The following is a 26,310-nucleotide window of genomic DNA, read 5'->3' on the forward strand; positions in this document are numbered from 1 at the left end:
GCGACATGCGCGGCGCCTGAGCGCGCGCCGCTCGAACACAGCGGCGCTGCCATCCGGCACTCGCGCCCCGCGTCCCGCCCCGCCCTTCACAGTCCATCTGCCCGAACCCGCCATTTTTCTTCTATGATGGCTGCGGAGACGGCCCACCCCCCTATACAACATTAGACGGGCCGCCATCTTGTCGTTGGTGCTGCAGAGCATCCATCGGAGGCAAGGATGGTATCGAAGCATAAAAACCGCTGGTTAAGGCGGTGGCTGGTCGTCATCATATTTTGGGCGGTGCCCGTGGCGATCGTGGCGGTGAGCGAGATCCGGGAGGAAATGGCGTACAACGCCGTCGACCTCGACCGTGCGCTGACCACCTGGAATTTCACCGACGCGCAGCGCGCCGCCGGCGCCCCCGCGCGCTGCCACGGCAAGCCCGACGAAGCGCAAGCCGCCGGCTGTCCGGCCGAGGTGCTGGCCGCCAACGCGCCGCGTCAGCAGGACGCCCGCAACGAATACAGCGTGCGCCGCTCCACTTTGATGGCCTATCTCTGGCATGCATTCGTCGGCTACTGGATCGTGCCGGCCGTGGTGCTGTTTCTGCTCGGCGTGCTGATCGGCATGGTGCGTCGCGCGCTGCGGCGTCCGCCGGCGGTCAAGAGTCCGGCGAACCACGGCTGAGCGCGCGTCCGGATCAGAAGGCCGATTTGCGGGCCGCTACGTCGGCCGATCTGCAGCGTCGAGGCAACACTTTCAATTTGATTTCAACGCACATTTGCGCGGCGTAAAATCGGTAAAAACGAATGGTCGACACCGTCGCTGCCTTGCTCCTATTGGCTGCGGGCAAACCCGGCGCGAATCGCCGGAGCCCATTTGAAAGCGCGCTGCGCGTAGCTTCCACGCGCGCTGCGGTGCCGGTCAAAATTACGGCACGGCGCCTTACGATTAGCCCGAAACCCCCGCCCCACAAGGCTTTTCGCCTAGCGACGAACTGCGCCTTTTGTGCTTGCGTGTGATATAACTCAAAGGCAACCCGGCAAATCAGATGAGGTTGCGCCCCGGAACCATGACGGAGAAAAACGATGCAAAGACGAAACTTCATGTTGAAGACTACCGCTGCGCTCGCTTTCGGAGGCCTTGCACTGGCTGGTTGTACGACCAACAAAGGCAACCCGGATACACCCGCCACCGATTCAGCCAAGCGCCAGTCGATCGACGCTAGCGTCGACGGCACCATGTCGCGGCTCTTCACGACGGTGAAGGGATCGCGCGAACTGGTCTCGAAGGCGCGTGGCGTTCTCGTGTTCCCGTCGGTGCTGCAGGTGGGCTTCGTCGTCGGCGGACAGTATGGCGAAGGTTCGCTGCGCGTAGGCGGCGGCACGGTCGGTTACTACAGCACGATTTCCGGCTCATTCGGCCTGCAGGCGGGTGCGCAGTCGAAGGCGATCATCTTCCTGTTCATGACGCAGGACGCACTGGACAAATTCCGCAATGCCGACGGCTGGTCGGCGGGCGGCGACGCGTCCGTCGCGTTGATCAAGATGGGCGCCAATGGCGCGATCGACACCACCACGGCCACCGCCCCGGTCGAAGTGTTCGTGCTGACCAATGCCGGCCTGATGGCCGATGTATCGCTGCAAGGCACCAAGGTCACGCGTCTGAAGATCTAGGCACGCCGTCTGGTTGCCGGCCTGCGGGGTGTGCGTCTGATCCGCCGGGTTCCGTGAGCAGCGGTGGCCGGGTCAGACGCAATCCTGCGCAGCCTGCCTTTGCAGTGGGAGCAACGTGGCATGCGGCCGCGACGGCGAGCTTTTGTGGGCCGCAGCCGCAGACCACCGCCCGTTGCCGGATGCAAAAGCCTCATTCGTCTCAAGTCGTGCGCCAATAAAAAACGGCGATGCGTACCACGCATCGCCGCTCTTTTTCACTCTACCGCGTGAGCCGAATCTCTTCAGCTCAACTGCCCGACGTATCGATCACCTTGAAGCGCGAACGCTTTTGCGCGCGAATCACCAACTGATACGCATCCACATACTGTTGCGCCATGCGGTGCGAAGTGAAGCGCTCCTCGAAGCGCTGCCGCACACCCGCGCGCGGCATCTTATGCAGCCGATTGACCGCCGCCACCGCGCCGATTTCGTCTTCGACGATAAAACCCGTCACGCCGTCTTCCAGCACTTCCGGCACCGAGCCGCGGTTGAACGCGATCACCGGCGTGCCGCATGCCATCGCTTCGATCATCACGAGGCCGAACGGCTCCGGCCAGTCGATCGGAAACAGCAGCGCGTGAGCGCCGGACAGGAATTCGGCCTTCTGGTTATCCGCGATCTCGCCGATGAACTCGACATAAGGCAAATCCAGTAACGGCCGGATGTCGCGCTCGAAATACTCGCGATCGGCGGCATCCACTTTCGCGGCGATGCGAATCGGCATGCCGCAGCGGCGGGCAATCCGGATCGCGGTGTCGACTCGTTTTTCCGGCGAGATCCGGCCGAGAAACGCGAGGTACTTCTGCTCGACCGGCTGCGGCGTGTAGAGCTGTTCCGGCAAGCCGTGATAGACGGTGGTCAGCCACTTGGCCTGCGGCAGCGGATGCCGCTGCGAATTCGAAATCGAGATCACCGGCGCGGTGTTGAACGTGTCGAACACCGGCTGTTGCTCGGGCAAGTCGAGGCGGCCGTGCATTGTCGTGACGAACGGCGTGTCCTGGCGCTTGAAGACCGAGAACGAGTAGTAGTCGAGGTGAAAGTGCAGGACGTCGAAATTTTCGGCCTGGCGGCGCACCAGTTCCATCAGCAGCATATGGGGCGCCACGCGGTCGCGAATGCCCGGATCGAGACGCAGCGCGCGTGGCCAGACGGGTTCGAGCTTCGCGCTGGTGACGGAGTCGCCGCTCGCGAACAGCGTCACGTCATGGCCGAGATCGACCAGCGCCTCGGTGATGTACGACACGACGCGCTCCGTGCCGCCATAAAGCTTCGGCGGCACCGATTCGGTCAAAGGGGCGATCTGCGCAATCTTCATATTATGTCTCCGTGAGCTGGCGGCTTGCGCCTTGAGGGCGGTGCGCGTCAGCGGCGCTGAGTATGACAGCGCCAATACCTCCGATCAATGCAACGGCCGAATCCGGCCGCGTGCACCACCGGCATCGAAGCATTATTCACTACAGGACAACAAAAAGCCTCTGGTCTTGCATTTCCTCGGTGCTGTTACATTCAGCTTACATACGGCTCCGTACGTGAACAGCGGCGCGTGTCAGCGCGTGGGCCATTTCCAGGCCGGCAAATCGCGGTCGTCGGCGTCGGCGATACGGGTCGCGCCGAACGGCTTTTCCAGCACGATCGACTGGCTCGCCTCCTCACGTTCGAGCGCCGCGATCAGACGCGCCGCATGCGACACCACCAGCACCTGCGAATGCGCGGCGGCCCGCGCGATCAGGCGGGCAAGCGCCGGCAGCAGGTCCGGATGCAGGCTCGTCTCGGGTTCGTTCAACACGAGGAGCTCAGGCGGACGCGGCGTCAGCAAGGCCGCGACCAGCAGCAGATAGCGCAAGGTGCCGTCCGACAGCTCCGCGCCTTTCAGCGGCCGCACCAGGCCGTGCTGCTGCATCACCACCTCGAAGCGGCCGTCCTGTGTCGTGACGTCGAGGCGCGAGCCGGGAAAGGCGTCGTCGATGGCGGCGTCGAGCGCGGCCGGGTCGCCGATTTCGCGGATGGTTTGTAACGCGGCGGCAAGGTCCGCGCCGTCGTTGGCGAGCACGGGCGTGTGCGTGCCGATCTGCGGCAGACGCGCGGGCGCGTCGGCGTCGGTGCGGAAATGGTCGTAGAAGCGCCACGAGCGGATCTGCTCACGCACCGTGATCATCTCGGGTGCGCTCCGCGGGTCGGAGAACTCCGTCATCATGCTGTCGAAGCTGGCGACGGGTTGTGGAATGGTCTGCCAGTCGCCGCGCTCGTCGCGCGTGCGCAGCGCGGGGCCATGGCGGTCCACCAGCAAGGCCGACGGCCGCAGCACGGGGCCGCTCCAGATGCATTCGCGCTTGATGGTCGGATCGAGCGGAAAGCGCGTGGCGTCATTGACGAGCGGCAAACCGAGATCGATCGCGTAGCCGAACTGATCGCCGGAAAAACCGAGCCGCAGACTAACCGGATCTTTGCGGCGCAGCGGTTCAACCGCGAACTCGCCCGCCAGCACGGCGCGCGAAAAGCGCTCAGGTCCGGCCCATAGCGTGGACGGCAAACCGCCTTCGCGCGCGAGCGAGGTAATCAACCCGCCGCGCGCCGCTTCGGCCAGCAGCCGCAGCGAGCGATACACACTCGACTTGCCGCTGCCGTTTGGACCTGTGATCACGTTCAGCCTGCCGAGCGGGACGATCAACTCGCGCAACGAGCGATAGCCGGCAATTGCCAAAGTGGTCAGCATGCGCCGGCCCGACATTCAGTCGCGCACGCGCGCGCGTTCCTTAACTCTGCCGTACCTGGACACGCGCTCACGCGGCCGCGCCCGACGCCGGACAAACACTGGCCGACACGCCCCATCACTTATGCCCGCCGCCCTTGCCCGGTTTCTGTGCCGGCACGCTGCGTAGATCACGCAGGAAGGTATCGCGCCACACGCCGAGATCGTTCTCGCGCAGCGCCGCCATATTGATCTCATGACGCCGCTGACGCGCGTCGAGCGGCATCTGCAACGCGCGCTGCAAGGCTTCGCACATGCCGATCGCATCATGCGGATTGACCAGCAACGCGCCGGTCAACTCCGCCGCCGCTCCAGCGAAAATCGACAGCACCAGCACGCCGGGGTCGTCGGGATTCTGCGCGGCGACGTATTCCTTCGCGACCAGATTCATGCCGTCGTGCAATGGCGTGACGAAACCGATCTGCGATTCGCGAAACAGCGACATCAGCTTCCAGCGGTCGTACTGCTGGTTCAGATAGCGGATCGGCGTGTAGTCGAGCCCCGAGTAGCGGCCGTTGATGCGCCCTGCTTCGTACTCCAGGTCCTGGCGAATCTTCTGATAGGTGGCGACGTCCGAGCGGGTCGGCGGCGCGATCTGCACCAGCGTGACATTGCCGCGCCATTCCGGCGAGCGCTCCAGCAGATGCTCGAACGCCCGGAACCGCTCGACGAGACCCTTCGAATAATCGAGCCGGTCAACGCTCATGATCAGCTTGCGGCCTTCCAGGCTTTGCTTCAGGTCGAGCACGTGCTGACGGCTTTCGTAGCGCTTCGCCTGTTCGGCGATTTCGTCGGGGAACACGCCGATGCGGTAAACGCCGGTACGCAGTTTGCGGCCGAATGCTTCGACGAGTCCGTCCGCGCCCACCGTGCCGCGCGCGTGGCGCGTGACGTAATCCTTGAAGGCAAGCTCGTCGGTGGCGGTCTGGAAACCCAGCAGGTCGTAGCACGACAACGACTTCACCAGCTCTTCATGCGGTGGAATGTTCAGCAGGATCTGCGGCGCGGGAAACGGAATGTGCAGGAAGAAGCCGATGCGGTTCGTAATGCCCTCGTTGCGCAGCGCCTCGGCGAACGGGATCAGATGGTAGTCGTGAATCCAGATCACGTCGTCGGGTTCGAGCAGCTTGATGAGCTTGTGCGCGAGCCACGCGTTGACACGCCGGTAGCCCGCGTACTCCTCGCGCTCGTAGCGTGCGAGGTCGTTGCGGTAGTGGAACACCGGCCACAGCGTCGCGTTGGAAAAGCCGCGATAGTACTGGTCGTAATCCTTGCGCGTCAGACCGACGGTCGCGAAGGTGACCGCGCCGTCCTGTTCCAGCGTCGGACCGGCGTTGGCGACGGTCTCGCTGACCACGTCGCCGCTCCAGCCGAACCACACTCCTCCGGCATCCTTCAGCGCGCCGAATACGCCGACCGCGAGGCCGCCGGCCGATCCCTTGGTTTCCGTCGGCGTTGCGACGCGATTCGACACGACGATCAGTCGGCCCATGTTGCATGTCCTCCTTGGTTCGCGCGGCGCGCTCGGGTGCGTTGTCAGGTGTTCGCGGTGTCTCGCGCGCAATGGCGCAGCGAGAACCGGAAGCACGATGAAGCACGCGATGCCGCGCCAGGTTGGTGAGTGCGTGGACGGTTCGACCGCTTGGGTGCCGGATCAGTTGCATTCATCGGCACCGCCATGCCAGAGTACGCTGCTTTCCGGTGTCAAACCTTTTCCTTCACCTGCCGCGGCGCATCGGCCGCCGACGGCCGTCCGGCGCGGCTCGCCACCGGATCGGCCTCGGTATGCGCGGCGGTGCTGCCGGCCGGCGTCTGCGTGCTGCGCGGCACCCAGTCGAGCGGTTCGCCGTTGCCGGTTTCGAGTTCGGCCGACACTTCCGCACGGGCCCGCGGCAAATACTGCGGGTAATGCTGCTGGATGAAATCGAGCAGCCCCTCGCGCACCCGGCAGCGCAAATCCCAGTTCAGGCCGGAATCGAGCGAACTGACCAGCGCACGCAATTGCATGGAGCGTTCGGTGCCGTCCGTGACCTGCAGCACCTGCACGCGCCGGTCCCACTCGGGCGCGTCCTCGACGATGCGCGCCAGCTCCTCGCGCAACGGCGCGAGCGGCATGTGGTAGTCGACGTAAAGAAACACCGTGCCGATGATCTGCGAACTGCTGCGGGTCCAATTGGAAAACGGGTTTTCTATAAACCATTGCAGCGGCACGATCAACCGTCGCTGATCCCACAGACGCACCGACACATACGTGCCGGTGATTTCCTCGATACGCCCCCACTCGCCCTGAATCACGACGACGTCGTCGAGACGGATCGGCTGCGACAGCGCGATCTGCAAGCCGGCGATCAGATTGCCGAGCACCGGCCGCGCCGCGATACCGGCGACCAGGCCCGCCACCCCCGCCGACGCCAGCAGGCTCGCGCCGATCTGCCGGACGTTGGGAAACGTCATCAACGCCCCGCCCACGCCGACGATCACGATCACGAACATCACCGAGCGCGCCAGCACGCGTGCTTGCGTATGGATGCGGCGCGCCTGCAGGTTGTCGGCGGTATCGAGCGGATGGGCCTGAATGATCGCCTCGCCGATCGCCGCCGCCGAGCGCACCGAGAGCCACGTGATCGCGCCGATCAGCGTAATCGCGACGGCGTCGCGCAACGGCGTGATGAAGGTCAGCGTGTCCGGCGCTTCCCACCACACCGCCTCCAGCGCGAGGATCACGAGCACGCACAGCGACGGCTTGTCGATATAGCGCAGCATCACACTGGTGAGCGGATAAGGCCGCGCGACCCGCGTCACGATGCGCGCGCCGATCCGATGAATGCCCACCGCCAGCACCATCGCGATGACCGAGACGACCAACGCGCCGAGCCACGTATGCAGCGGCGCTTCGGCCATGCGGCTGAGTTCGTCGAGAGTTGGCATGAAGGGGCTTTTCCTCCTGGCTTGAGCGGTGAACAGGACCAGCGCAGAGCGGGCGCGGAACCGGCGAGCATCGAACGTGGCTGCGGTGGTGCGTGATGCGCCCTTGCGCCGAACGGCGCCGGTGGCGAAGCATCCGCCAAAGAAGCGGGCGCGGGCCGCACGACTGCGCGCCGTCGCGGACTGCCTACAACCATCTTAGGCCGTTCGTCAGCGCGATCCTGGAAAGGTGCCGAGGCGAGCCGCTTCTGCAAACGGACGGCCGGGGTTCAAACCGGTTTTCAGGCGGGGTTTCGAAAAAGCCCCGGCGGGGTTTCGGCGGCTGAAAACCCGAAACACATCCGCTAGCTAAAACGCCCAACGCACCCGATGCGGGCACGCGAGGCATCAGCCGTGATTCAATTCAACTACCGCTCCTGCAGGGAAACGCCTTGCCGAGCCCCAGCGAGATCGCCGTGCTGGCGTTGTAGCCCGCGACGTTCGGATTCTCCGCAATATATTTGCGCACCGCGTCAGTCAGCTGCGCCGAACGCGCGTCCTGCGGCAAGCAGAAGTACTGGCCGACGCGCGGACCGGTCGTGCCGCCGATCGCGTCGATGGTGTTGAAGATGCCGTCGGCGGCGCCTTCGATATAAGCGGCACACGCGCTACGCGATGCCACGTCCGTCTTGGTGCACAGCTTGTTGAGGTCGCCTCCCGTAAACGCGGCTGCCGATAGCGGTACGGCAAGCGCGCTGGCGAAAATCAAAGCCCGCAGCATGGTGTTCCTTTCCAGGGTCGTTTATCAGGCGGTCTTTCGCCGCGTCCAAACGGCGCGCCCAGGCGGCGCGCCAAAGTCGTCATTCTGCACTGTTTTGCGAAGCTCAAGCGTGCGCGGCGCCGCTATCTTCAGGCACTTTTTACTGCCTCGCCAGGCGGCGGCCGCTGCACCGGTACTTTCGCGCTTCGACGCTGGCACGCCTGAAGCTCGGATAGCGCGCCAGGCGGCCGGCTGACCAGGCTCGCCTTTGAGCGCGGCGTTTGGGCGACGCGCGTCGGCTGCCCATGAACCGCCGCCGACTCGCGCCGCCGCGCGCATCACTTCTGTTGCATCTGCTGCAGGCGCGCGGTCAGCCCTTCGACCACATCCGGCTCTTTGTAGGTCTTGGCGAAATCGAGCGCCGTCATGCCGATCTGGTTCTTCACCGTCAGGTCCGCGCCGTTGTCGAGCAGCAGCTTCACCGTCGACACATGGCCGCCGCGCGCGGCCATCATCAGCGGCGTGGTGCCGTTCGGCGAACCGGCGTCGACGTAGGCCGAATGATCGAGCAGCACCTTGACGACGTCGTCATGGCCGTTCGCCGCCGCGTAGTGCAACGGCGCCCAGCCCTTCTTGTTGACCTCGGCGTCTTTCGCGATCAGCAGGTTGACGAAGTCGAGGTCGCCGTTGAGCGACGCCATCATCATCGCGTTCTCGCCGGCTTTGTCCTGAATCTCGATGTTGGTCTTCGGATTGGCGACCAGCGCGGCGCCGACCTTGTCCGATTTTTCGCGCGCCGCCAGCACCAGCAGCGGCATGCCCTGGTTGTCCACGCTGTTCGGGTCCATGCCCTTGGCGAGCAGTTTGTTGACGCCGTCGACGTCGTCGAACTTGACCGATTTGATCAGCGAATCGATCGGCGCAGCCTGAGCCGGAGACACCATCAGCGAAGTCAGCGCCGCACAGGCCAGCGTTGCCGCGAATGCGACGCGCGAGGCGCGGCGCCGTGCCGAAGCCAGCGCGCCACGCGCCGCCAAAGTGTCCTGGAATACTGCGATCGACATCGAAATTTCTCTCATATTTAACTTTAGGAAACGTCCCTATCCTTTTGATATTGATCGACTTTACGTCTCACACGCCAGTGGGCGCGGGGATCTTGAAAAGGCGGAAAAAGTTCTGCGTGGTCGCGGCGGCCAGCGCCGTTTCCTGCATCTCGCGTTGCTGCGCGATGAAGCGTCCGACATAACTGACGTACGCAGGTTCATTAGGCTTGCCGCGATACGGCACGGGCGCGAGGTACGGCGAGTCGGTTTCGATCAGCAAGCGCTCGAGCGGCACGCGGCGCGCGACGTCCTGCACATCCGTCGCGCTCTTGAACGTGACGATGCCCGACAGCGAGATGTAAAAATTCTGCGCCAGCGCTTGCTCGGCGACGGCCCACGGCTCCGTGAAGCAATGCATCACGCCGCCCGGCTCGCCCGCGCGCTCCTCGGCCATGATGCGCAGCGTGTCTTCCGACGACGAGCGCGTATGGATGATCAGCGGCTTTCCAGTGGCATGCGCCGCGCGGATATGGGTGCGAAAGCGCTCGCGCTGCCATTCCATGTCGGCGATCGTGCGGCCTTCCAGACGGTAGTAGTCGAGACCCGTCTCGCCGATCGCGACCACCTTCGGATGCCCGGCCAGTTCGACCAGTTCGGCGACGCTCGGCTCGCGCATGTCCTCGTGATCCGGATGCACGCCGACCGAGGCGTACACGTTCTCATATCTGCTGGCGATATCGAGCACGGACGGCAGCGTTTCGAGATCGACGGACACGCACAGCGCATGCGTGACCGAGTGGCTGCGCATATTCTCGAGCACTTGCGGCAGGCGGTCGGCGAGTCCTTCGAAATTGATATGGCAGTGCGAGTCGACAAACATGATGATGTCCTGCGTAGGAGTGCTCGGGGTGAATCAGGCGGCGGCCGCGGCGGCGTCAAGGCGTTTGCCGAGAATCACGAGATCGCGCTCCACGCCGTCCAGCACGGCCACGCGCGGCAGCTCGCCCCACGTGTCGAAACCGAACGCGCGGAACAGGCGCAAGCTCGCCTCATTGTGGCCGAAGATAAAACCGAGCACGGAGTCGATGCCGAGCGCCGGCGCCGCCGCCAGCGAAGCCGCCAGCATTTGCTTGCCGAGGCCGCGGCCACGCGCGCTTTCGTCGAGATAGATGCTGACCTCGGCGGTGCGCTGATAGGCCGGACGGCCGTAGAAGTCCGAAAAGCTCAACCACGCGATCACGCGGCCGGGCTGCTGCGCATCTTCCACCACCCACAACGGGCGCTTTTGCGGACCGTGCGCGTGAAACCAGCCCAGCCGGCTTTCGACGCTGACCGGCTCGAGATCGGCCGTGACTTGCCGGGACGGCACAGTCGAGTTGTAGATGGCGACGATGGCGGGCAGATCGTCGAGCGTGGCATCGCGGTAGGAAAGGCTCATGGTGCGTTGAACGTGAGATGAAAGGCCAATGCAGGAACAGGACGAAAGATGGACCGGAGCGCCAGCCGCGCGCCGCTGCCGGCCTGTCCCGCGGACAGGGCTTACGCGAACAGCTCGCGGTAGCCGATAAACAGTTCTTCGAACACCAGCCGCGCATTCAGCGGATGGTTCTCGACGGCGCGCTGGCGCGTGACGTTGCGCATGAAGCGCGCGAACGCGCTGGCATCGGCCTGCGACGCGCAGCGCGTCAGCGCCGCCGACGCTTGTGGAAAGTACCGTGGCGCGCCTGCCGTGCGCTGCGCCAGCAAATCGTACATCCAGCGTTGCAGCCAGCCTAGCACCAGCGGCACGGGCAGTTTTTGCAGCGCCTCGCCGCAGGCGAAGGCGTCGCAATCGGGCCCGGCGGCGAGCTGCTTGAGTGTCCAGTCGCGCAGCGCGCGGTTCTCGTCGCTGGCGAGCGCGAGTGCGGTGAGCGGCGCACCACCGGCTTCGGCGAGCAGCGCGGGCGCTTCGGCCACGCCTTGCGCGGCGAGCCATTTCGTCGCCACCTCGGGCGCGGGGATGGTCATCGGCCATTGGCGACAGCGGCTGATGATGGTGGGCAGCAGGCGGTCGATACGCGCCGACACCATCAGGAACACGACGCCCGCCGGCGGTTCTTCCAACGTTTTCAGGAGCGCGTTGGCCGCGGCGATATTCAACCCTTCCGCCGGGTACAGCACGACCACGCGCGCGCCGCCGCGGTGCGAACCCACGCCGACGAAGTCGAGCAAGCCGCGAATTTGCTCGATCTTGATTTCCTTGCTCGGCGTGCGGGTCTTCTTGCTTTCATCGGCCTCGGCCTTGTCGGCTTTCTCGTCCGCGGCATTGTTCAGGCCCGCTTCGGCGGCCAGCGCCTCGGGCACGACGATGCGGTAGTCCGGATGATTGCCTTGCGCGAACCAGGTGCAGGCCACACACGCGCCGCACGGCTCGCCGTTGGGCTGTTGCGCTTCGCACAGCAGGCCTTGCGCGAGATGCTGCGCGAAGCGCAGCTTGCCGATTCCGGCCTGTCCATGCAGCAACAGGGCGTGCGGCCAGTGGCCGCGCAGCTGCTGCAGGCGGTTCCAGTCATCGGCTTGCCACGGATAAATCATCGTTTCTCTTTGAAATCAAACTGTTGCAGGAGTTTTATGAGACATAACACGAACTCTGCATAGTGTTATAAAACGAAGTTATATTCTTTTAAAATCAAAGAACTGCGATCCACTCTTCAAGTTTTCTCTGAATCTGCACAATGCTCTGCGCGGAGTCAATGATAGCGAACCGGTATGGCGCTTCCTCGGCCCGGCGCAGATATTCGGCGCGAGTACGGTTGAAAAACGCCACCGACTCGCTTTCGAAACGATCCGGATCGCGCACCGCGCTGCGCCGTTCGTTGGCGACCTCCGGCGCGAGGTCGAACAGCACCGTCAGGTCCGGTTGGAAACCGCCCTGCACCCAGCGCTCCAGCGTTTCGAGCTTGTCGCGCGGCAGACCGCGGCCGCCGCCCTGGTAAGCGAAGGTCGCGTCGGTGAAACGGTCAGATAGCACCCAGTCGCCGCGCGCGAGCGCCGGCTCGATCACCTCGGCCAGATGCTGACGGCGCAGCGCGAACATCAGCAGCGCCTCGGTTTCGAGGTCCATTTTCTGATGCAGCACAATCTCGCGGATCTGCTCGCCAAGCGGCGTGCCGCCCGGTTCGCGCGTCATGACGACCGCGCGGCCGGTGCTTGCGACTTTCTGTTCGAGGCGCTCCCGAAACCAGCCGAGGTGGGTGGTCTTGCCCGCCCCGTCGATGCCCTCAAACGTAATGAATTTACCCCGCGCCATCATTGCCCTCGAATGTATTTGTCCACGGCCTTGTTGTGATCGCCGAGGGTGTCAGAAAAGATACTGCTACCGTCGCCGCGCGACACGAAATACAGCGCGGTGGTTTGCGCCGGGTTCAGCGCCGCTTGCAGCGACGCCACACCGGGCAGCGAGATGGGCGTCGGCGGCAGACCCATCCGGGTGTAGGTATTGTAGGGAGTGTCGGTCTGCAGGTCTTTTTTCCTGATGTGGCCGGTGTAGCCGTCACCCATGCCGTAGATCACGGTCGGATCGGTTTGCAGCGGCATGCCCACGCGCAGACGGTTCGCGAACACCGCCGCCACCATCGGCCGGTCGGACTTCTTGCCGGTTTCCTTTTCGATGATCGACGCCATGGTCAGCGCGTCGTACGGCGTCTTGTACGGCAGGTTCGGCGCGCGCGCGGTCCACGCCTCATCCAGACGCAGGCGCATCAGGCGGTAAGCGCGGCGGTACACGTCGAGATCGCTGGTGTTCTTGTCGAACAGATACGTATCCGGGAAAAACAGTCCTTCACCATTGCCGATCGGCGCTTCCGGCGCATTGATCGCGTTCATCAGATCGCTGTCGCTCATGCCGATCGTGTCGTGCTTGAGCGCCGGATTGGCGTCCAGCTCGGCGCGCATGCGCTTGAAGGTCCAGCCTTCGATGATGGTCGCCACATACTCGTTGACGTCGCCGCGGGCGATTTTCTGCAGCACCTCATAGGGCGTCACGCCCGTCTTGAACTCGTAGTTGCCCGATTTCAGCTCGCTTTGCAGCCCCAGCAGCCGCGTCATGATGACGAACAGTTCGGGCTCGACCGGCACGCCGCCGCGATTGAGCTGCAGCGTGACGCTGCGCAAGCTGCTGTGCGGCTTGACGGTGACATCGAGTTGCGCGGGGGTCAGCTCGAGCGGGCTGTTGGCCCAGTGGTACCCGCCGGCAATTGCGGCTGCGGCCAGCACAACGACGATTGCGCCGGCGACGAAACATTTCTTGAAAAGGGTCATGCGAAACGTGGCAGGGTTGGACTGCATATAATACTTGTTTGCCTTAGCTAAAGTCAGAATTGACTGTTCTCGGAATCCATGAACACACCGCTCGCTACCGCTTCAGGCACTCTCTCTGGCACCGCCGTCACGGCAGCTTCCACGGCGCCCGCCGGCCTGCCCACGCTGCCGCGCCCTTCTGCCGATGAATTCGACGCCGTGATTCACCACGGCGCATACATGCCGCTCACGCAGTTCGGCGTGATCGACGCCACCGGCGACGACGCAGCGAGCTTCCTGCACGGCCAGTTGACCAACGACACCCAGCACCTCGACGCCGCCAATGCGCGTCTGGCCGGCTATTGTTCAGCCAAGGGACGTCTGCTGGCGTCGTTCCTGACTTGGCGCAGCGGCGATACGATCCGCCTGCTGGCGTCGAAAGACGTGCAGGCCGCCGTGCAGAAGCGGCTCTCCATGTTCGTGCTGCGCGCCAAAGCCAAGCTCGCCGATGCGAGCGGCGAACTGGCCGTGATCGGCCTCGCCGGCGACGTGCGCAAGGCGCTCTCCGGCGTATTCGACGCGTTGCCGGACGGTGTGCACGTGAAGGTGGACGGCGCGGCGGGCTCGCTGATTCGCGTGCCGGATGCGCTCGAACATCTGCGTTTTCTGTGGATCGGCCCGAAAGCGCAGGTCGAGTCGGTCCTGCCCTTGCTCGACGAAAAACTCAAACGCGTCTCGCCCGCCGTGTGGGACTGGCTCGACATTCGCGCAGGCGAGCCGCGCATCACCCAGCCGGTGGTCGAGCAGTTCGTGCCGCAAATGGTCAATTTCGACGTGCTCGGCGCGGTGAATTTCCGCAAAGGCTGCTATCCCGGCCAGGAAGTGGTGGCGCGCAGCCAGTATCGCGGCACGATCAAGCGGCGCACGTCGCTGGCCAACGTGGCCGGCGAACTCGACACGGTGCACGCTGGCGCGGAACTGTTCCATTCGGACGATCCGGGCCAGCCGTGCGGCATGGTCGTGAACGCGGCGTCGGCGCCGGACGGCGGCGTCGATGTGCTGGTCGAAATCAAGCTCGCGGCGCTGGAAAACGGCTCGGTGCATCTGGGCGCGGCGGACGGCCCGGCGCTTCGCTTTCTCGCGCTGCCCTACGGGTTGCCGACCGAAATTTGAACTTCTCGCATGGTACGAAGCGGCGCAATCAGGCGCCGCTTTTTACTGGTCTCTTCAACTGCAACGCCCCCACCGGGAGATGCTCCCCGATGTGCCTGATCGTCTTCGACTGGCGACCCGACGCGGTCGACGGCCCGCTTTTCACGCTCGCCGCGAATCGCGACGAATTCTTTCGCCGCACGGCCGAACCGATCAGTTGGTGGCATGACGAGCCGGGCGTGCTGGCCGGCCGCGATCTGGTGGGCGGCGGGACGTGGCTCGGCATGTCGCGCGACGGCCGGTTCGCCGCGCTGACCAATTACCGCGCGCCGCACGAAATGCGCGCCGATGCGCCGACCCGCGGCACGCTCGTCAGCAACTGGCTGAGCGGCGCCGCGCGCGACGCGGCGGGAAACCCGCACGACACCCCGCTCGCGTACCTGCAACACGTCGCGCAAACCGGCGACATCTACAACGGTTTCAATCTGCTGGTGGGCGACTGGACGCGCCGCGAACTCGCCTGGTACTGCAACCGGGGCGATCTCGCGCCCGCGTTGCTCGCTCCGGGCACGCACGGCATCTCGAACGCGGTGCTCGATACCGCGTGGCCGAAGCTGGTGAAAAAGCGCGCGGAACTGGGCACGCTGCTCGCGCGCGACGCCATGCCGCCGCTCGAACGCCTGATCGATCTGATGCGCGATCCGCGCCTCGCGCGCGACGACGAATTGCCGTCCACCGGCATTCCGCTCGAACGCGAGCGGGCGTTGTCGGCGGCCTTCATCGAAACACCTGAGTACGGCACGCGCGGCACGACCGCGTTGCGCGTGGCCGCGCATGGCGAAGTGATCAGCGTGGCCGTCGCCGAGCGTAGCGACGACAACGGCTCGCATCGGATCGCGCGGCCCGGCGACTTCGAGCGCAGCTTCGCTTTCAATATCGAACGCGAGATTGTCTGAAGGTCATTCCGTCGGCGGTTGATTGGCCAGCCACACAACCGCGTTCACTCGATGCCGAACGCCGCACGCAATGCCGCGGCGGCATCCGCGTGCGCCTCTGCGACCTCGGGTACGAAGCCGCCCATTTTGAAGAACTCGTGGATCATGCCCGGATAGCGCTTGAGCGTGACCGCATTGCCCGCGGCGCGCAATTTCTCCGCGTAGGCATCGCCTTCGTCGCTCAAGGGATCGTATTCGGCGGTGGCGATCCATGCCGGCGCAACGCCGCTGAAATCGGGCGCGCCGCGCTGGCCGTCGAGCGGCGCGAAACGCCAGTCGTCGCGGTCGCCTGTATCGCGCACGTAGTGCTCGAAGAACCATTGAATCGTGTCGCCCGACAGCAGAAAGCCGTTTGCGAGGCGCGAGTGCGAATCGGTTTGCTGATAGCCAGTCGTGCCCGGATAGATCAGCATTTGCAACGCGAGCTTGATCCCGGCATCGCGTGCGAGCACCGCGCAGACCGTCGCCAATGTGCCGCCCGCGCTATCGCCGCCTACCGCGAGCCGGCCGGTATCCAATCCGTATTCCGCGGCGTGCGTATGCAGCCAGATCAAAGCGTCGAACGCGTCGTCGACGGCTGTGGGAAATTTGTGCTCCGGCGCAAGCCGGTAATCGACCGACATCACCGTGCACTGGCCGTCGCGCGCGAACATGCGGCACAGCGCATCGTGCGTATCGATGCTGCCCACCGTGAAGCCGCCGCCGTGGTAGTACACCAGCGCCGGCGCGGGCTCGGCCCAGCTCGGCTCGACTGGCTGATAAAGGCGCGCGCGAATCGTCGCGCCGTCGCGTGTCGGGATTCGCAGATCTTCGAGCGCGAACATCGGCGCGCTGGCGATCTCCAGAATCGGTGCGCTTTTTTCGTACGAGGCCCGCGCGTCTTGCGCGGTCATTTCGTGAAGCTTCGGGCGCTTCGCCCGCGCGATCATGTCGAGCACCTGCTCGATCTTCGGATTCAGCGGCATGGTGCGTCTGTTGGCGCATGAGCGCCGAAGGTTCAAAAAAACCGGCGCGATAGCGCGCCGGCGATGCGACGAAAGTCGCGCCTAACCGGCGTTCTTCACTTCCGGCTTGAGCGACATCGGATCGGTGGGATTGCGCAACTGCTCGATGTCCTCGTGACGCAGCTTCACCGTCGCCATGATGCCTGGATGCGTGATGATGTAGAAACGCCGCGCGGCGATCGCCTCGAAGGTCATGTCGGCGACATCGTCGGCACTCAGCTTGCCCGATTGCACCGCACGCTGCAGTTGCTTGCCCGCGGCGATCTGCGAGCGCGTCGGGCCGCTGTCGTTGCGCAGGTCCGTGGGGCGCGCGCGTTCCGCATCGGCGATGCCGGTCGGCACGAAGGCCGGACACAGCAGCGAACAGCCGACGAGCCCACCCGCTGCCGCCTCTCCACCCTGGGCCAACTGCAGGTCGTGATACAGCGTTTCGGTGAGCGACACCACGGCATGCTTGGACGCGTTGTAGATGCCCATCGCGGGCGGCGACAGCAGCCCCGCCACCGACGCCGTGTTGACGATATGCGCCGGCTCGTTCTGCGCCAGCATGATCGGCGTGAAGACCCGCACGCCATGCGCGACACCCATCACGTTCACACCGAACACCCACGACCAGTCGTTCGCCGAGCTTTCCCAGAGGAAGCCGCCCGAGCCCACGCCCGCGTTATTGAAGAGCAGATGCACACGGCCGTAGGCGTCGAGCGCCGCTTGCGCGAGCGCTTCGACTTGCGCGGCGCTCGCGACATCCGTCGGCACGCCGATCGCCTCGGCGCCGTCGGCGCGCAAGGCATCGACGGTTTGCGCGAGCGCGTCGGGATCGACGTCGGCCAGCACGAGCTTCATGCCGAGCGCCGCCCCCTTCTGCGCGAACGCGCGGCCGAAACCGCTCGCCGCACCGGTGATCACCGCCACCTTGCCTGCGAATTCGAACATCATGTGACTCCCCTGGGTTGATCGGCGTGTTGTGTGATTCGCTTGACCGCCGTCGCCATCAGATCAGCTTGACGAGTTGCTTGCCGAAGTTCTTGCCTTTGAGCAGGCCGATGAACGCGTCGGGCGCCGCATCGAGTCCTTGCGCGATGGTCTCGCGATATTCCAGCTTCTTTTGCGCGACCAGCGTGCCGAGTTGCTTGAGCGTTTCCGGCCACACGTCCATGTGCTCGCTGACGATGAAGCCTTGCACGAGCAAACGCTGCGTGAGCATCAGCGAAGGATGCTTGAGCGGCAGCGGCTGGCCGTCGTAGCCCGCGATGAATCCGCACAGCGCGATCCGGCCGAACGCGTTCATGCGCGCGAGCGTCGCATCGAGCACTTCGCCGCCGACGTTCTCGAAGTAACCGTCCACGCCATTCGGCGTCACGGCCTTGAGGTCCTGATAGAGATTGCCGGCCTTGTAGTCGACGCAAGCGTCGAAGCCGAGCGTCTCGGTGACATAGCGGCACTTGTCCGCGCCGCCGGCGATGCCGACCGCTCGTGCGCCCGCCAGCTTCGCCAGTTGGCCGACCACGCTGCCCACCGCGCCGCTCGCCGCGCTGACCACCACGGTCTCGCCCGCTTTCGGCGCGATGATGCGGTTCAGCCCGTACCACGCCGTGACACCCGGCATGCCGACCGGGCCGAGATAGGCCGACAAGGGCACATGCGTATCATCGACTTTCTGCACGCCGGTTCCGTTCGAGGTGCCGTATTCCTGCCAGCCGAACATCGCGACGACCTTGTCGCCGACCGCGAACTTCGGATTCTTCGACTCCACCACTTCACCGACCGTGCCGCCGATCATCACTTCGTTCAACGGCTGCGGCGCCGCGTACGACTTGCTGTCGTTCATGCGGCCGCGCATGTACGGATCGAGTGACAGGAAATGATTGCGCACGCGCAATTCTCCGTCGGCCAGTGGGGCGAGCGGCGTTTCGACGAGGCGGAAATTGTCGGGCGTCACGGCGCCTTGCGGGCGCGACGCCAGCACGAGTTGACGGTTGATCTGGGGCATGACGATCGTCTCCATGAGTTGCCGATGAATTCGGCGAATGATTCGAACGGCGTTTTGTGAAGGCAGGAACCAGCGCACGGCTCTCTCGCACACACGCGCGGTTCGCACGGTGGCATTCAGCCGTCGCTAGGACCGGGCTTTGCCGACGGGTCGCTGCGCAGGCGCTGTTGCGTGATGTCGCGGCCCACGGCGAGACGCCGCATGTACTTGAAGGTGCCGAGCGCCTTGGCGACGAAGTGGCCTTCGCTGTCGCGGATCTCGCCTTCGCAGTAGGCCATGGTGGTCGAGCGGTGCAGCACGCGGCCGCTCGCGCGCAATTCGCCGCGGCCCGGCTGCATGAAGTTGACCTTCATCTCGACCGTGACGACGCCGACGCCGTCGCCGGCGAGACTGCGCGCGGCCATCGCAAGCGCGACGTCGGCGAGCGTCATCGTGACGCCGCCGTGGGCAACGTCCCACGTGTTCATATGATCTTGCCGCAGCGGCAGCACGACTTCGCTGGCGCCGTCCGCGGCCGAGAGGAGCTGCGCGCCGAGGCGGTCGACGAACGGGCTCTCGGGCATCGAAGCAGTGCTCGCGTTAGATGAAGGCGAATCGGTCATGGCTGTTTGCAGATTGTGTAGTCGGTACGTTCATGAGATTGATGCGGGGCGCGTGAGGAGGCTTTGGCATTTTGTTCGAGCTTCCTCATCGGCCAAGGCAAAGAGCAAGCCTATCAAACTTACGCGATGGGTGGAGTTTTATCGGGCGGTTTGGGCGGGCAGAAACGGGCCCCGGCGATGCGGTTGACGGCTCGCTCGCGAACGTTGCGCACTGCGGCGAAATCACGCCCGTGGGGTCGAACGGAAAGGCATTGCGACGACCGGCAGGGCTGCTCCCCGATTGGAGTCGGCGATTGACTCCAATCGGGTACAGGCTAAGTCGGCGGCGAATTAGAAGGAGCCTACGAGACGTTCACAGACAAACCGTCGAGATCGGCGCGCGAGCGCGGCACCGAACCGTCCGGCGTTTTTAGTGTCTGAAGTCAGCCCCCAGCCAATCGGCTGCGGTGGTCTTCGCATAGCTGACGGCATCTTGCGGGTCGGGGAAAATGCCTAGCTGATCCCAACGTTCCTCCGCAGCAAAAGGCCCCTTGATTCCAAGCGCTTTCTGGATGCATAACTGCGCCGCGTATCTTCCGTCTTCCAGAGGCCGGGCCGTTGCGACCACCTTGTGCGGAAGCCCTTGCCGGACGGGCTGAATCAGTTCCAGGGGACCGCCGGCGGCGCCGACGTCGATCAGTTCGTTGCGCGTATTGCAGTCGGGGCAATAGAAGTAAAACGAATTGTTGTCCCGATTCGGTTTGACCTGTTTGCGGGCAAGCACAGCTCGGCACTCGACATTTTCACAAATGAATGGCATATCGTCTCCGTGGTGATCTTCGAGTGGTAACGCGGGGCAGATCGGCATTGCCTTCAAAACGATCTGCCAGAAGCAGTCAGGGAGCAATCAGCACATGACCGGATTGCTAATGATAGGAAGATGCCATTCGGAGTGCTTTCCAGGTCTTTCGTGACTCCTTGCAACGAACCACTGCGCTGGCAGACGATCCGCCGATTATCAAAGTAATGTGGTTCTTCAAGCACTTATACATCGGCGCCGCATCCGCATCAACCTGAATGCGCCGCCATGCGCGCGGCCAGCCGCCCTAACCTGCGCACGGCTTCGTCGGCCAGATCGAGATCCGTGCTCGGTGAACTGAGCCGGATGAAATGGTCGAAGCGCCCGGCATTCGAAAACACCGTCCCCGGCATCACGCGAATGCCGTCGTCCAGCGCGGCCTCGAAGAACGCCGTCGACGATATTTCCCGCGGCAGTTCGATCCAGAAAAACATCCCGCCGCCCGGCGGCGTGAAGCGCGTGCCGTCGGGAAACGAGGTCGCGATCGCGGCCGCCATCCGTTCGCGCTGAAGCCGTAGCCGGTCACGCAAGCGCCGCAAATGCCGCTCATACGCGTTCGTTTCCAGAAATTCGGCGAGCACCACTTGCGACAGTTGTTCGTTGTGCCGCGACTGCGCGAACTTCAGCATGCCGATACGCGGATGCCAGCGGCCGCCGTTGATCCAGCCGACCCGCATGCCGGGCGCCAGCACCTTGTTGAAAGACGTGCAGTGAATCACGGTGCCGTCGGTATCCCACGCCTTTAGCGATTTGGGCGGCTGGGCGGTGTCGGCCAGTTCGCGGTACGGATCGTCTTCGATCAGCGGAATGCCGGCTCGCGCGCACAGCTCGACGAGCCGCGCCTTGTGCGCGTCGGGCATCACGCTGCCGAGCGGGTTCTGCAAGTTCGGCACCGCGACCACGGCCTTGATATCGGGATGCGTTTGCAGCGCGAAGGCCAGCGCTTCGACGGCGAGGCCGGTGCTCGGACTGGCCGGAATTTCGAGCGCGCGCAAGCCGAGGCTTTCGAGCGCCTGCAGCAGTCCGAAAAAACACGGCGACTCGACCGCGACGGTGTCGCCGGGCTGGGTCACCGCCCGCAACGCGAGGTTCACGGCCTCGATGCCGCCGTGCGTCATGATGATGTCGTCGGCGCCGATCTGGATGCCGGCGTCGAGCGCGCGGCGCGCAATGATCGCGCGCAGGGCTGGATCGCCCTGGTCGTGCCCGGCGGCGGTCAGCAAGGTGGGCCGCTTGCGCAACGCGCGCAGCGCGGCTTTCTGCAACGCATCTGTCGGATACAGATCGGGCGACGCCGTCGCGCCGCCGAGATTCAGCGCGTCCGGATAGCGCTGGAACTTCGACACGATCGCGGAAATCGCCGAGTGAATGCCGACGAACTGCGCGGCGCCCGGTAGCACCCCCAGATCGGGCTCGGACGCGCCCGGCAGCGCAGCCGTGGGCGGCACGCGCACGAAGTAGCCGGCGCGCGGCCGGGCATCGATCAGCGCGTCGCGTTCCAGCACGCGGTAGCTTTCGGTCGCCGTGGCGAGGCTCACGCCGTGCCGCTGCATGAAGGCGCGCATCGACGGCATGCGGTCGCCCGGACGCAGCACACCGCTGCCGATCGCACGACGGTATTGATCAGCCAATTGCCGATAGAGAGGCTGGCTATCCGGCAGTCGGTCCGCAGGTGCTGCCTGCCGGGTCAGGAGGGATTGGGTCATGAACCGATGGTGCGCACAGTTCGCGCGTCGCGACAGATACACATCCGTTCGATTCCGACCAATACAGCGCACCGAAACGCGCTGCTGTACCGGTTCACATTGCCGGTGGCTGCGGCTGTTTCCACGCGAACGAACTCAATAAGCTGAGTGGTATGGAAACGCTTTAAAGGAATCGGCCATGTCAGTCTGTCAATCCCGCTTTGGTCCGGCATGCGGCGCTGCTTCTCGCCTCACGGCCGGCCAGTTGGCCGTGCGCGACCTGCGCGCCCGGACCTCGATCGTCGCAGTGGAAGGCGACTTGCAACTCGAATTCCGCGATCACTCGCTGGCATGGCTCGGCGACGCCGTGCCGCTCACGTCGATCACCTTGCACGAAGGCGAGTGCTTCGTGACGCCGCAGCGCGGCGTCGTGTCGATCAGTGCCGCGCATGTGAACGCGGCTGCGTTTGTCGTACAACCTCCGGGCGCGCGGAAGGACGATCGCAGTCTGATAGGCCAAGCTTTGCACCATCTGGCCAGCCTCGTCAAAACACGGCTGCGGCGCGCGGCCTGAAACACCGCTTGGCGCGAGGCACGGCCCGGTACAATGCATGACACAAGTCGCTTCTTGCGAGGTGCAGGTCATGTCCTTCTTCCGCGCGCTGCTGTCCGGACGTTCCGTTCGTCTGACCACGATCCTCGCCCTCGTCACGCTGACGCTCAACGGTTGCGCCGGCTTCTTCGGCGGCGACCCGATGCGCGTCAACGTGGCGGGCATCGAACCGATCGACGGTCAAGGCCTCGAGATGCGCTTCAACGTCAAACTGCGCGTGCAGAATCCGAACGATTCCGCGGTCAACTTCAACGGCGTGTCGCTCGATCTCGAACTGAACGGCAAGCCGTTCGCGAGCGGTGTGAGCGACCAGGCGGGCACCGTGCCGCGCTACGGAGAAACGGTCGTCAATGTGCCGTTGACGGTGCCGGCTTTCGCCGCAATCCGGCAGGCGTTTGCCTTCGCGGGGGCCACGGAGTCGGGACAAATTCCGTACATTCTGCGCGGCAAGCTCGCAGGCGGACTGACGGGCACGACACGCTTCATCGACCAGGGAACTCTGAGCCTGCCGTCGTCCAGCATGGCTTTGCCCTGAGACGGCTCATGACGGTGGACACCATGCACGAATAAAAACGGGTGCCGCGGTTTCGCCGCTCTCGCGCCGAACCACATGGCACCCGCTGTCCGCTACCGCTCCTGCCGGATCAAATCACTTCGAACAACCCCGCCGCACCCTGCCCGCCGCCGATGCACATGGTCACGACGACCAGCTTCGCGCCGCGCCGCTTGCCTTCAATCAGCGCATGGCCGGTCAGCCGCGCGCCCGACACGCCATACGGGTGGCCGACCGCGATCGCGCCGCCGTTCACGTTCAGACGGTCCTGCGGAATGCCGAGCTTATCGGCGCAATAGAGCACCTGCACCGCGAACGCTTCGTTCAGCTCCCACAGGTCGATGTCCTCGACCTTCAGACCCGCCTGCTTGAGCAGTTTGGGCACCGCGAACACCGGCCCGATGCCCATCTCGTCCGGTTCGCAACCGGCCACCGCGAAGCCGCGGAAAATGCCGAGCGGCTGCAGGCCTTCGCGCTCCGCCACCTTCGCGTTCATCACCACGCAAGCCGACGCGCCATCCGAGAACTGGCTCGCATTGCCCGCGGTGATGACCCCGCCCGGCAGCGCGGTGCGAATCTTCGACACGCCTTCGAGCGTGGTGTCGGCGCGAATGCCTTCGTCGCCGCTGACGGTCACTTCCTTCGTGAAGAGACGACCGGTAGCTTTGTCCGCGACACCGGCGAGCACCGTCAACGGCACGATCTCGTCCTTGAACTTGCCGGCTTCGAGTGCGGCCGCGGCGCGCTGTTGCGAACGCACGCCGTATTCGTCCTGACGTTCCTTCGAAATCGAATAGCGTTTCGCGACGTTCTCCGCGGTCTGCAGCATCGACCAGTAGATTTCCGGCTTGTTCTGGCTGAGCCAGCCTTCGGTCAGCATGTGGTGGTTCATCTCGTTCTGCACGCACGAGATCGATTCGACGCCGCCTGCCACATACACGTCGCCTTCTCCGGCGATCACGCGTTGCGCGGCCAGCGCGATAGTTTGCAATCCCGATGAACAGAAACGATTCACCGTCATGCCCGGCACGCTGACCGGCAAACCGGCGCGCAGCACGATCTGCCGCGCGATGTTCATGCCCGTCGCGCCTTCCGGATTGGCGCAGCCCATGATCACGTCTTCGACGCGCGCCGGGTCGAGCTTCGCGCGCTCGACGGCGGCCTGCGTCACGTGGCCGCCGAGCGTCGCGCCGTGCGTCATGTTGAAACCACCACGCCATGATTTGGCGAGACCCGTACGGGCGGTCGATACGATTACGGCATCAGTCATGCATATCTCCTACTTCCAGATATCGATGGTGGCGCGCCGGCGAATCGTCGCGCGGCGCCACCTCAGTCAGTTCACAAGAGCGCCGGCTCAGCCGGTGAACCCGCGGCCCTTCGCCGCCAGTTCCGCGATGCTCGGCGCCAGTTCCCAGGCGTCGCCGTTCGGCCGCGCCGCATAGCGGCGAATCGCGCGCTCGACGTTGTAGAGGCCCACCGTATCCGCGTACAGCATCGGGCCGCCGCGATAGAGCGGGAAGCCGTAGCCCGTCAGATAGACCATGTCGATGTCCGACGCCTTCGACGCAATGCCTTCTTCGAGAATCTTCGCGCCTTCGTTCACGAGCGCGAATACGAGTCGCTCGACGATTTCCTCGTCGGAGATCTTGCGGCGCTCGCTATTGGTTTCCTTCGAGAACGCGACGATCATGTCATCGACCACTTTCGACGGATACGCGGTGCGGTCGCCCGCCTTGTAGTCGTACCAGCCGCCGCCGGTCTTCTGGCCGAAGCGCCCGGTCTCGCACAGACGGTCGGCGATCTTCGAGTAGTGCATGTCAGGATGTTCCTGATAGCGGCGCTTGCGGATCGCCCAGCCGATGTCGTTGCCGGCCAGGTCGCTCATGCGGAACGGACCCATCGCGAAGCCGAACTTCTCGATCGCGCGATCGACCTGCGCGGGCAGCGCGCCTTCTTCGAGCATGAAGAGCGCCTGGCGGATGTACTGCTCGATCATGCGATTGCCGATGAAGCCGTCGCACACACCCGAGACCACCGCGGTCTTCCTGATCTTCCTGGCGAGCTTCATGACGGTGGCGAGCACGTCTTTCTCCGTCTCCTTGCCGCGCACCACTTCGAGCAGCTTCATCACGTTGGCCGGGCTGAAGAAGTGCATGCCGACCACGTCCTGCGGACGCTTCGTGAATGCGGCGATCTTGTCGACGTCGAGTGTCGACGTGTTCGAGGCGAGGATCGCGCCTTTCTTTGCCACTTCGTCCAGACGCTTGAACACCTGCTCTTTCACGCCGAGTTCTTCGAACACCGCTTCTACAATCAGGTCGGCGTTCTTCAGGTCATCGTAGGAAAGCGTCGGCGTGATCAGCGCCATGCGCTGTTCGAGCGCCTCGGGCTTGAGCTTGCCCTTCTTGACGGTCGCTTCGTAGTTCTTGCGGATCGTGGCAAGGCCGCGCTCGAGCGCGTCCTGCTTGGTTTCCAGCAGCGTGACCGGAATGCCCGCGTTGATGAAGTTCATCGCGATGCCGCCACCCATCGTGCCCGCGCCGATCACGGCCACCTGGCTGATGTCGCGCACCGGCGTGTCCGACGGCACATCGGGAATCTTGCTCGCCGCGCGTTCGCCGAAGAACGCGTGACGCAGCGCATGGCTTTCCGGCGTCTGCACGAGCGCCATGAAGCATTCGCGTTCGAACGCGAGGCCCTTGTCGAAGCCGTTCTGCACGCCCGCTTCCACCGCGTCGATACATTTCTGCGGCGCGGGGAAATTCTTCGCGACGGCCGCGACGGTATTGCGCGCGAACTGAATGAACCCGGCAGCGTTCGGATGCTCGATCTTACGGTCGCGCACCTTCGGATGCGGGCCTTCTTTCGCGCCGACCTTGCGCGCGAACGCCAGCGCTGCTTCGGCCAGATCGCCTTGCGCGAGTTCATCGAACAGACCGGAGTCGGCGAGCTTCTCCGACATGACGGGCGCGCCGGAGACGATCATATTGAGCGCCGCTTCGAGACCGATGGCGCGCGGCAGACGCTGCGTGCCGCCCGCGCCCGGCAGAATGCCGAGCTTCACTTCCGGCAGCGCGATTTGCGCGCCGGGCGCGGCCACGCGGTAATGCGCGCCGAGCGCCAGTTCCAGACCGCCGCCCATCGCGACGCTGTGAATCGCGGCGATCACCGGCTTCGCGCTGCCTTCCACGATCTTGATGACCGTGGCGAGCGTCGGCTCCTGGGTCGCTTTCGGCGTATTGAATTCGGTGATGTCGGCGCCGCCCGAGAAGGCCTTGCCCGCGCCCGTCAGCACGATGGCCTTGATGGCCGGATCGTTCTGCGCGCGCTCGATCCCCTCGACGATACCCGCTCGCGTCGACAGGCCGAGGCCGTTCACGGGAGGATTGTTCAGCGTGATGACGGCCACGCCGTCATGAGTTGTGTAGTCCACTGCCATCTGCCTGC

At 64.6% G+C, this 26,310-nt stretch carries 25 protein-coding genes; 6 read left to right on the forward strand and 19 right to left on the reverse strand.

The genetic code is table 11. The features are described from left to right. Positions 1-216: 216 nt before the first annotated feature. The gene (locus B0G74_RS10025) at positions 217-666 is read left to right on the forward strand and encodes a hypothetical protein (RefSeq protein WP_132374659.1); all 450 of its coding nucleotides are present in this window, start codon (positions 217-219) and stop codon (positions 664-666) included. A 401-nt stretch (positions 667-1,067) separates the two neighbouring features. Next, the gene (locus tag B0G74_RS10030; protein WP_132374660.1) at positions 1,068-1,655 is read left to right on the forward strand and encodes a YSC84-related protein; all 588 of its coding nucleotides are present in this window, start codon (positions 1,068-1,070) and stop codon (positions 1,653-1,655) included. A gap of 286 nt (positions 1,656-1,941) precedes the next feature. Here B0G74_RS10030 and B0G74_RS10035 read toward each other — a convergent pair whose 3' ends face one another. The 11 genes from B0G74_RS10035 to mltG form a co-directional block, all read right to left on the reverse strand. Next, entirely contained in the window at positions 1,942-3,009 is a 1,068-nt protein-coding gene (locus B0G74_RS10035) for a glycosyltransferase family 4 protein (RefSeq protein WP_132374661.1), read from the reverse strand. Between the two features lie 231 nt (positions 3,010-3,240). Then, entirely contained in the window at positions 3,241-4,407 is a 1,167-nt protein-coding gene (locus B0G74_RS10040; protein ID WP_132374662.1) for an AAA family ATPase, read from the reverse strand. A 115-nt stretch (positions 4,408-4,522) separates the two neighbouring features. Continuing rightward, on the reverse strand, positions 4,523-5,935 hold the full coding sequence (otsA, locus tag B0G74_RS10045; protein ID WP_132374663.1) for an alpha,alpha-trehalose-phosphate synthase (UDP-forming): 1,413 nt from the start codon (positions 5,933-5,935) through the stop codon (positions 4,523-4,525). 212 nt (positions 5,936-6,147) lie between these two features. Continuing rightward, positions 6,148-7,371 carry a mechanosensitive ion channel domain-containing protein gene (locus B0G74_RS10050; protein ID WP_132374664.1) on the reverse strand — a complete coding sequence of 408 codons (1,224 nt, stop codon included), beginning with the start codon at positions 7,369-7,371 and terminating at the stop codon, positions 6,148-6,150. A gap of 400 nt (positions 7,372-7,771) precedes the next feature. Continuing rightward, the gene (locus tag B0G74_RS10055) at positions 7,772-8,128 is read right to left on the reverse strand and encodes a Rap1a/Tai family immunity protein (RefSeq protein WP_132374665.1); all 357 of its coding nucleotides are present in this window, start codon (positions 8,126-8,128) and stop codon (positions 7,772-7,774) included. A gap of 317 nt (positions 8,129-8,445) precedes the next feature. Then, positions 8,446-9,186: an ankyrin repeat domain-containing protein gene (locus tag B0G74_RS10060; RefSeq protein WP_132374666.1), complete on the reverse strand. Its 741-nt coding sequence runs from the start codon at positions 9,184-9,186 to the stop codon at positions 8,446-8,448. Between the two features lie 52 nt (positions 9,187-9,238). Continuing rightward, entirely contained in the window at positions 9,239-10,030 is a 792-nt protein-coding gene (locus tag B0G74_RS10065; protein WP_132374667.1) for a TatD family hydrolase, read from the reverse strand. A gap of 33 nt (positions 10,031-10,063) precedes the next feature. Further along, positions 10,064-10,588 carry a GNAT family N-acetyltransferase gene (locus tag B0G74_RS10070; RefSeq protein WP_132374668.1) on the reverse strand — a complete coding sequence of 175 codons (525 nt, stop codon included), beginning with the start codon at positions 10,586-10,588 and terminating at the stop codon, positions 10,064-10,066. Between the two features lie 101 nt (positions 10,589-10,689). After that, positions 10,690-11,724, reverse strand: a complete 1,035-nt coding sequence (locus tag B0G74_RS10075) for a DNA polymerase III subunit delta' (protein ID WP_132374669.1) — start codon at positions 11,722-11,724, stop codon at positions 10,690-10,692. A gap of 94 nt (positions 11,725-11,818) precedes the next feature. Next, entirely contained in the window at positions 11,819-12,439 is a 621-nt protein-coding gene (tmk, locus tag B0G74_RS10080; protein WP_132374670.1) for a dTMP kinase, read from the reverse strand. Then, the gene (gene mltG, locus B0G74_RS10085; RefSeq protein WP_132376907.1) at positions 12,439-13,449 is read right to left on the reverse strand and encodes an endolytic transglycosylase MltG; all 1,011 of its coding nucleotides are present in this window, start codon (positions 13,447-13,449) and stop codon (positions 12,439-12,441) included. The genes tmk and mltG overlap by 1 nt, the downstream gene beginning before the upstream one ends. Before the next feature lie 78 nt (positions 13,450-13,527). Between mltG and B0G74_RS10090 the strand changes: the two genes are divergently transcribed. Further along, positions 13,528-14,601 carry a folate-binding protein YgfZ gene (locus tag B0G74_RS10090; protein WP_132374671.1) on the forward strand — a complete coding sequence of 358 codons (1,074 nt, stop codon included), beginning with the start codon at positions 13,528-13,530 and terminating at the stop codon, positions 14,599-14,601. 89 nt (positions 14,602-14,690) lie between these two features. Then, entirely contained in the window at positions 14,691-15,536 is an 846-nt protein-coding gene (locus B0G74_RS10095) for an NRDE family protein (protein WP_132374672.1), read from the forward strand. A gap of 44 nt (positions 15,537-15,580) precedes the next feature. Here the strand turns inward: B0G74_RS10095 and B0G74_RS10100 are convergent, their stop codons facing one another. The 6 genes from B0G74_RS10100 to B0G74_RS10125 all read right to left on the reverse strand — a co-directional run bounded on the left by B0G74_RS10100 (position 15,581) and on the right by B0G74_RS10125 (position 21,715). Next, positions 15,581-16,540 (reverse strand): alpha/beta hydrolase, encoded by a 960-nt coding sequence (locus B0G74_RS10100; RefSeq protein ID WP_132374673.1) that lies wholly within the window; start codon positions 16,538-16,540, stop codon positions 15,581-15,583. Positions 16,541-16,621: 81 nt separating this feature from the next. Then, positions 16,622-17,512 (reverse strand): SDR family oxidoreductase, encoded by an 891-nt coding sequence (locus B0G74_RS10105; RefSeq protein ID WP_132376908.1) that lies wholly within the window; start codon positions 17,510-17,512, stop codon positions 16,622-16,624. A 58-nt stretch (positions 17,513-17,570) separates the two neighbouring features. Then, positions 17,571-18,569, reverse strand: a complete 999-nt coding sequence (locus B0G74_RS10110; RefSeq protein WP_132374674.1) for an NADP-dependent oxidoreductase — start codon at positions 18,567-18,569, stop codon at positions 17,571-17,573. Between the two features lie 116 nt (positions 18,570-18,685). Continuing rightward, the gene (locus tag B0G74_RS10115; protein WP_132374675.1) at positions 18,686-19,171 is read right to left on the reverse strand and encodes a PaaI family thioesterase; all 486 of its coding nucleotides are present in this window, start codon (positions 19,169-19,171) and stop codon (positions 18,686-18,688) included. A gap of 409 nt (positions 19,172-19,580) precedes the next feature. Continuing rightward, entirely contained in the window at positions 19,581-19,970 is a 390-nt protein-coding gene (locus B0G74_RS10120) for a hypothetical protein (RefSeq protein ID WP_132374676.1), read from the reverse strand. A 248-nt stretch (positions 19,971-20,218) separates the two neighbouring features. Then, the gene (locus B0G74_RS10125; protein WP_132374677.1) at positions 20,219-21,715 is read right to left on the reverse strand and encodes a PLP-dependent aminotransferase family protein; all 1,497 of its coding nucleotides are present in this window, start codon (positions 21,713-21,715) and stop codon (positions 20,219-20,221) included. Positions 21,716-21,893: 178 nt separating this feature from the next. Here B0G74_RS10125 and B0G74_RS10130 point away from each other — a divergent pair, with 178 nt between their 5' ends. Then, positions 21,894-22,268, forward strand: coding sequence for a hypothetical protein (locus B0G74_RS10130; RefSeq protein WP_132374678.1), 375 nt, complete (start codon positions 21,894-21,896; stop codon positions 22,266-22,268). A 70-nt stretch (positions 22,269-22,338) separates the two neighbouring features. Next, positions 22,339-22,842, forward strand: coding sequence for an LEA type 2 family protein (locus B0G74_RS10135; protein ID WP_132374679.1), 504 nt, complete (start codon positions 22,339-22,341; stop codon positions 22,840-22,842). Positions 22,843-22,951: 109 nt separating this feature from the next. On the opposite strand, the gene B0G74_RS10140 is transcribed toward B0G74_RS10135, so the two are convergent. Beyond that, positions 22,952-24,130 (reverse strand): acetyl-CoA C-acyltransferase, encoded by a 1,179-nt coding sequence (locus B0G74_RS10140; protein WP_132374680.1) that lies wholly within the window; start codon positions 24,128-24,130, stop codon positions 22,952-22,954. An 87-nt stretch (positions 24,131-24,217) separates the two neighbouring features. Continuing rightward, positions 24,218-26,302 carry a 3-hydroxyacyl-CoA dehydrogenase NAD-binding domain-containing protein gene (locus B0G74_RS10145; RefSeq protein ID WP_132374681.1) on the reverse strand — a complete coding sequence of 695 codons (2,085 nt, stop codon included), beginning with the start codon at positions 26,300-26,302 and terminating at the stop codon, positions 24,218-24,220. Positions 26,303-26,310: the final 8 nt, after the last annotated feature.

Source organism: Paraburkholderia sp. BL9I2N2, assembly GCF_004339745.1.
Taxonomy (GTDB): Bacteria; Pseudomonadota; Gammaproteobacteria; order Burkholderiales; family Burkholderiaceae; genus Paraburkholderia.